We start from the raw sequence: 7,040 nt of genomic DNA on the forward strand, positions 1-7,040 counted from the left end.
TGGTCAGAACGTAGCCTGTGCCGGCAAGGTCAATCGTCAGGTCGGAGAAGGTAGCAACACCGTTCACCGCCGCAACCGTAGTTGTACCGCCAAGAACTGCGCCCGTTGCGCCTGTGCCGCTCTTGATAGCGACGGTCACATTACCGGTGTAGTTCGTAACGGGGTTGCCGTTCTCATCCTTCACCGTTATTACCGGTTGCGTGGTAAAGGCTGAACCTGCTACTGCCCCATTCGGCTGCGTAGTAAAGGGCACTTGGGTGGCAGGAAAGCCATAATGTAGCACGCGGCTGTTGTCGGAATCAGCCACATAGAAGCTACCGTCCGGAGCCACCGCTATCCCATAGGGACCTCTCATGCTAGTGGCGCTGGGGGTGTTTGGCGAAGCGTTGGTGGTAAAACTATCGCCAGTCGCGCCCTGCCCGTACACCCGCGTGGGGGTGAAAGCCGGTACTCCGGCGGTGGCTGGGTAGTACAACACCCGATGGGTGGGGTTGTAATCCGCCACATAGAGGCTACCGTCCGAAGCTAACGCTAACCCATAGGGGGTATTTAGGCTGGTGGCGCTGGGGGGGTTTGGCGTAGTTTTGGTGGTAAAACTATTGCCAGCCGCGCCCTGCCCATACACCCGCGTGGCGGTGAAAGCCGGTACTCCGGCGGTGGCAGGGAAGTACAGCACCCGAGCGTTGCTTTGATCAGCCACATAGAGACCGCCGTCCGAAGCAACCGCTACCCCATAGGGATAGTTCATGCTAGTGGCGCTGGGGGGGTTTGGCGTATCGCTGGTGCCAAAACTATTGCCAGCCGCGCCCTGCCCGTACACCCGATCGGCGGTGACATCACCATCGTAGGCGAAGTACAGCACCCGACCGTTGGATCTATCAGCCACATAGATACCGCCGTCCAGAGCCACCGCTACACCATTGGGGGTACTTAGGCTGGTGGCGCTGGTTCCACTAGCGTTGGTGGTAAAATCATTGCCAGCCGCGCCCTGCCCGTACACCCGCGTGGCGGTGAAAGCAGGGATACCGTTGGTGGCGGGGTAGTACAGCACCCGGTTGTTGAAGGCATCAACCACATAGAGGCTGCCGTCCGCATCCAACGCTACCCCGCGGGGATTGTTCAGGCTGGTGGCGGTGGTTCCACTAGCGCTGGTGGTAAAATCATTGCCAGCCGCGCCCTGCCCGTACACCCGCGTAGCGGTGAAATCAGGGATACCGTTAGTAGCAGGAAAGTACAGCACCCGGTTGTTGGCGCTCTCAGACACATAGAGACCGCCATCCGAAGCGACCGCTACCCCATAGGGGGTATTTAGGTTGGAGGCGCCTGTAGCAAATACTTTCGCGGCAAAATCATTGCCAGCCGCGCCCTGCCCGTACACTCGGTCGGCGGCAGTACCGGGCAAAGAGGCGGCGGCGAAGGACGCGCTCATCAGCCCTAGCAGCATAGCGATAGCCGCTAAGCCTCCGGCAATGCTTTTTCGCTTTCCGGTTGTTCCTGTATTTCCTGAAAAAATCATTCTACATCCCTTCTTAATTTTTGCTTCTTTGTTGCCAAAAACTTATTTTGCTTCTCCGGTGCGATACATGCGCGTGTGCAAGTCAAACCCACCCTAGCAGACGCTTTTTCCGCTGCCACATGTCATTATAACAAACGATTCTAACAGGATTCTAACAACATGCCCATTTTTAAGGGTTTTTTCTGTCAGAAATATTAAAAGTTTATTAAAGTTTTAGAGGGGTTATTCCGATGCACCCTCGATGGGTGGGGTAAAATCTGGGGGATTAGTAGGCGCAACCTCCGTGTTGCGACAAGAACCGCCCCTACGGGTTAATTCTCTTGGAATGGGCGAGAGGGTTTCAATCCAAAATCCAAAATGGGACACGCCCTCGTTCGGTTGGTATGAATCCCATGGGATGGGGGCTAATTTATACCCAATTTACACCAATTTTTAACCAACCATTGATTTTTTTTAATACTCGTTGTAGAATAGCTACAAGCAGATACTGTCTGTATCTTGGTGGGACGCACGGTGTTGTGGGTCCTTCCTCCATCGAAAGGAAACTTCCCTTGAGCAAACTTGTGGTTATTGCGGTTCACGGCATTTCTGATTCGGTGCTACACGGCGATTATACCCATAATTTCAAGAACCTACTTTACGAAAAGCTTAAACGCCTTAAAGTTATCCCTAACAATGCTACGCAAGAAGAATATGACCAATATGTTGCTTTTGATTATGTCAACTACTCTGACATCGGGCATCCTGAAGAACTGCATGTACTTGAAGCATATACCAAAGAGCGCAACAAATTATACAACTTCCTTGACCAACTAATCGAGCGCGGCGGTTTCGACCAAGTGCGCCGCCAAATTATCACTTCACTAAGTGATATTATGGTTTATCAGAGTACCAAATGGCGCGACCAAGTTCGGCAACGCCTTTTGGATAAAATAAATCCCTTTGTAAATACCGGCGATGCGGTTTCGGTGGTGGGGCATAGCCTTGGCTCGGTGGTTTCTTTCGACACCCTCTATTATAATAGCCGCCACAACGATAGTTGGAAAGCCGCCGGGTTTAAACCCAGCAACCTTTTTACGGTTGGCTCGCCCATCGCGCTTTTCAGCCTTGAACTGGAAGATGACACCGGGGTGCAGAAACCCCGCTATTTTACTGCTGCCGCCACCCCAAACTACCTTGACCCTAAAAATACCAATCCGGATTTAGACCCCGTCCGCAACGATGGGATGTGGTATAATTTTATGGACGCGCAAGATTTAATTGCCTATCCTTTGGAAGTGCTTTTCGAGGGTAAGTTCAAGGTTAAGGATATTTTGGTGCAAACCGGCACAAATCCCCTAACCGCGCATACCGAATACTGGAATAATAACGAAGTGGCGCAACGCATTGCGGAGCGTCTTGCTCTGGACTACAAGCGGATAAGCGGCGGCAACTAATCGCTGCCAACCCGTGAGTATGGGCTAACGCGCGATACCAAACATCGCGCTTCTATATATATATGTTCAAACACTCGTTTCTTCTAAAAGTTGAAACGCCGATAGCATTAACCAAAACGCCCTTGCTAGGGTTAGTTTTATAGTTGTCGGTAATATTTTGTGTAGATAGGTCCAGAGCAATGAGCAAACTATTTCTATCCTTTCGCAAACTGTTAGGCTTCTATGGCGACAGCCTGAAAACTCGCCCCGATATGTATCTAGCGGACAAGTTTAGCGACAAAACGCCCGATAACGAGCAATTGATTCTTAGATTTCCGGTGGAAAGAGCAAAGAGAAATCGGGCAGTCAACTTTTGAAAATGTGTAGGGGCGGTTCGGATTGGTAGGGGCGCATCGGGATGCGCCCGCCATAGTAGGGTAAAATCCGGTGGGTTTAATGAGCAAATTGCCCGAAAAGCCCTATCTTTTATAAGCCCGCTTTCAGCTTCTCGGCGTTAGCGTTGAGTATATCGGGAGAAGATGGGTCTGCTCGCCAGATTGACAGCAAATCATCGCCTTTATAGCGTGGGATTACATGCACATGATAATGGAAAACGCTTTGCATAGCGGCAGGTTCATTATTTTGTAGCACGTTTACCCCCAACGGCGCAAACTGCTGCTTGAGAGCGCGTGCCACTTGCGCCCCCACTTGCGCCACATAACCAACATGTTCATCCGGTATTTCATATATATTCGGGTAATGCGCTTTGGGAATAATTAAAGCATGTCCCGGATTCTTCTGCTGCAAATTCATGAAAACCAACACTTTATCATCTTCGTAGGCTTTAGCGGAAGGCAGTTTCCCTGCCACAATTTTACAAAATATACAAGTCTCGTCCATACGTCCGGCTTACCTTCTCCTAGTAAATTCGTTTTGCTAACTCATCGGGCTTAATCAGCGTAATGCGTTGCCGATCAATCGCAATATAATTACGCTCTTGAAACGCTACCAGTTGGCGGTTAACGCTTTCTCTGGTAGTGCCAAGCATATTAGCAATATCCTGCTGAGTCAAACGCAACTCTATTTCTATACTCCCATCAGACTTTTGCTTGCCGTAGCTATTGGATAACTCCAACAACTTCTTAGCCAAACGCGCCGGAATATCAAGAAAAACCACATCCTCTACCAACGCATCGGTTAGGCGAATACGTTGGCTGAGCGTAGCAATCACGTTCACCGCCACCATCGGATGCTTCTTGAGGAAATCTATGAAATCATCCCGGTAAATAGTCAGCACATCTGCCGGTCCAACGCTGGTAACAGTAGCAGAACGAGGCTTACCATCGAACAGAGATAACTCTCCAAAAAAATCGCCTTTGCACAGAATCGCCAAAATCATCTCGGCGCCGGATTCGCTAGGCACACTCACCTTCACCGTGCCATCCACAATAACATACATGGTAGAACCGGCATCATCCTTATGATAAATCGTTTCGCCATGCTTATAAACTCGGCGTTTTACGCGGGCTACTAGGTCTTTTAGTTCATCCGCAGCGATTGAGGCAAAAAACGGGATGCTTGCCAAGAAATTTTCTTCATTGGGCATTGCAATAGTCCTAAAAATAACAGATAAATATTAAACTTGCAGCTGGTAAATATTTCTCGATGGTATCACGCCCGAATAGCCTTGTCAATCATTTGTCTTAATGTAATTCTCATACAAGGTGGTGATGCTTCTGACCAAAATCGGCAATCCAAAATGGAATGCGCCCGCATGCGGTTGGTATGAATCCCATGGGATGGGTGGCAATCGTGGGAAGGGGGTTCGGTTGACACCCTGCCGTGTGGTAAAGTATAATCACTTGTACTTACAGCCTAGAGTTGTGAGAGAGAGTGGCTCCTAGAAGCCTCATACTAGCATGGAGAGGTGGCCGAGCGGTTTATGGCGGCTGTCTTGAAAACAGTTGAGGCGAAAGTCTCCGGGGGTTCGAATCCCTCCCTCTCCGCCTAGAGCCACATACAACTAAATAAGGGGAGGTGCCAGAGTGGTCGAATGGGACCGCCTGCTAAGCGGTTAAGGACTTATACTCCTTCGAGGGTTCGAATCCCTCCCTCTCCGCCTCTTATGAACGTTGTTGCGAAACGAACAGCCTCTACCCTACCCGGTAGGGGTTTTGTTTTTTTATAGCCATCTCCCACAGAACCCGTTCCCGTAAGGGCGACGCTGGAGTCGCCCTTCTTTTATTGCCCCCAAACCCATGAGAATTGCGCCACCGAACGTATCGAGGGCAAGAGCAACCTCCCACAGAATTAAAACCTTCTTGCCCATGCCAAGAGATTTACTACGGGAACGGGTTCGGGGCGTTGGTAGGCTATTGCAATCGAGCATAATTGCTTGTAAAATAGCACGGTAAATTTATTTAGTTTGGGAGCAAAAATTGAAGTTTAACTACGGTGGGCAGGCAGTTTTAGAGGGAGTAATGATGCGAGGTCAACGCCATATGGCGGTGGCGGTGCGTGCGCCAAATGGCGAAATCATCCTAAAAACCGAGCCGCTACAATCGAAAATATATACCTCGAAGCTCTGGAAATTGCCCTTTATGCGTGGGCTGGTTACGCTGTGGGATGCGCTTGTACTGGGTACGCAAACCCTCTTTTTCTCCGCTAATGTTGCCATGCTTGACCCCGACGCGCCGGAAGGCTCTGAGCAAAACGTGGATACCGAGCAAATCAGCGGCTGGGCTTTGTGGAGTACGATGGCAGTCTCGCTGATTTTCGCAATCAGTTTGTTTTTCGCCGCGCCTCCTTTCCTCGCCACCATCGCCTTTAGCTGGACTGAGCAGCATATCGCGGTGAACATCGCGGAGGGCGTTATTCGCCTCGCCATCTTCATGGGCTATCTCTGGTTGATGGGCAAAATGCCGGATGTGCGCCGCGTTTTTATGTATCACGGGGCAGAACACAAAACTATCAACGCTTACGAAGCAGGCGCAAAACTAGAGCCGGAAACGGCGCAAACCTTTACCGCCGTTCACACCCGTTGCGGTACAAGCTTTTTGCTGGTGGTACTGGTAGTAGCCAGCGTCATTTTCGTGTTTATGGGCGATTTATCTTTTATATGGAAGTTGGTTTCACGCATTTTCATAATTCCGCTGGTAGCAACGGCGGCTTACGAATTTCTACGTTTTACCGCTGCAAATTATCGCTTCCGGGTGGTGCGTTGGTTGGCTGCGCCCGGTCTTGCGCTGCAAAAGATGACCACGCGCCCGCCTGAGTTGCCGATGCTAGAAGTTGCCATCGTGGCGTTAGAGCATGTGTTGGCGGCGGATGGCGTTATTTCTCAGGAAGAATATAACGCTCGGCGGCTTCGACTCCCCGCACGCCCCGTACAGCCAGTACGGGGGAACAGTGAAGCGGTTGCCTGAGAGAAACTGAACTATTTATGTAGTTAGCAGTATATTGTCAGAGCAGCCGCAGGGCTGCTTTTTAAGTTTATCGCATGAAAGGATAGGGAAGTGATTAGCGAAGTGGAAGACGAAATGAACCACACCTCCGCAGCAAATGGAGCAATTGTAATCAGACGCGCTCGTATGAAGGATGTGCCGCAGATTTTTAATTTGGTAAATCAAATGGCGCGTCTCAAGAATAACCTGTTGCCCCGCAGCATGAGCGAGCTTTACGAGTATGTGCGCGATTTTATCGTAGCGGCAGAGGGCGATAAAGTAATCGGTACTTGCTCATTGCATATTTTCTGGGAAGATTTGGCGGAAGTGCGTTCGTTGGCGGTGGATGTGGATTATCAGGGGCAGCGTTTGGGCGAACGCCTGATGGGAGCGATTATCGAGGATGCCCGCCAATTACAGATTTTGCGCCTTTTTACCCTAACTACTATCCCCGTTTTCTTCGAGAGATTCGGTTTCCACGAAGGAACCAAAGACCAATTGCCGCAAAAGACATGGAGCGAATGTTTCCGCTGTCCAAAGTTTACCGCTTGCGATGAGACCGGCTTGTTGCTAGACCTTGCGCCCGGTTACGTGGGACCCATGCCAATCCGCGCTCTGCCTACCCTTCCATAATAAAAAAAACATGTAACTCTCAAGGTGGGCAAT

The 7,040-nt window shown here is 50.3% G+C and carries 8 protein-coding genes and 2 tRNA genes; 6 read left to right on the forward strand and 4 right to left on the reverse strand.

What is annotated here, in order from left to right; all coding sequences use genetic code 11:
- The coding region (locus WCK19_RS17985; protein ID WP_342398786.1) for an NHL repeat-containing protein at positions 1-1,516 on the reverse strand (1,516 nt) is incomplete at its 3' end.
- A 551-nt stretch (positions 1,517-2,067) separates the two neighbouring features.
- Between WCK19_RS17985 and WCK19_RS17990 the strand changes: the two genes are divergently transcribed.
- Complete coding sequence (locus WCK19_RS17990) at positions 2,068-2,952, forward strand: hypothetical protein (protein ID WP_342398787.1); 885 nt, start codon at positions 2,068-2,070, stop codon at positions 2,950-2,952.
- Between the two features lie 179 nt (positions 2,953-3,131).
- Positions 3,132-3,308 (forward strand): hypothetical protein, encoded by a 177-nt coding sequence (locus WCK19_RS17995; protein WP_342398788.1) that lies wholly within the window; start codon positions 3,132-3,134, stop codon positions 3,306-3,308.
- A 109-nt stretch (positions 3,309-3,417) separates the two neighbouring features.
- On the opposite strand, the gene WCK19_RS18000 is transcribed toward WCK19_RS17995, so the two are convergent.
- Both WCK19_RS18000 and WCK19_RS18005 read right to left on the reverse strand, forming a co-directional pair.
- Positions 3,418-3,831: an HIT family protein gene (locus WCK19_RS18000; protein WP_342398789.1), complete on the reverse strand. Its 414-nt coding sequence runs from the start codon at positions 3,829-3,831 to the stop codon at positions 3,418-3,420.
- 19 nt (positions 3,832-3,850) lie between these two features.
- On the reverse strand, positions 3,851-4,537 hold the full coding sequence (locus WCK19_RS18005) for a Crp/Fnr family transcriptional regulator (RefSeq protein ID WP_342398790.1): 687 nt from the start codon (positions 4,535-4,537) through the stop codon (positions 3,851-3,853).
- A gap of 315 nt (positions 4,538-4,852) precedes the next feature.
- On the opposite strand from WCK19_RS18005, the gene WCK19_RS18010 reads away from it, so the two are divergent.
- Positions 4,853-4,937, forward strand: a tRNA-Ser gene (locus WCK19_RS18010).
- A 25-nt stretch (positions 4,938-4,962) separates the two neighbouring features.
- A tRNA-Ser gene (locus tag WCK19_RS18015) sits at positions 4,963-5,050 on the forward strand.
- Between the two features lie 63 nt (positions 5,051-5,113).
- Here the strand turns inward: WCK19_RS18015 and WCK19_RS18020 are convergent.
- On the reverse strand, positions 5,114-5,320 hold the full coding sequence (locus WCK19_RS18020; RefSeq protein WP_342398791.1) for a hypothetical protein: 207 nt from the start codon (positions 5,318-5,320) through the stop codon (positions 5,114-5,116).
- 49 nt (positions 5,321-5,369) lie between these two features.
- Here WCK19_RS18020 and WCK19_RS18025 point away from each other — a divergent pair, with 49 nt between their 5' ends.
- Entirely contained in the window at positions 5,370-6,356 is a 987-nt protein-coding gene (locus WCK19_RS18025; protein ID WP_342398792.1) for a DUF1385 domain-containing protein, read from the forward strand.
- Positions 6,357-6,446: 90 nt separating this feature from the next.
- Positions 6,447-7,007, forward strand: a complete 561-nt coding sequence (locus WCK19_RS18030) for an N-acetyltransferase (protein WP_342398793.1) — start codon at positions 6,447-6,449, stop codon at positions 7,005-7,007.
- The last annotated feature ends 33 nt before the right edge of the window (positions 7,008-7,040 follow it).

This window comes from Candidatus Chlorohelix sp., from assembly GCF_037138995.1.
Classification (GTDB): domain Bacteria; phylum Chloroflexota; class Chloroflexia; order Chloroheliales; family Chloroheliaceae; genus Chlorohelix.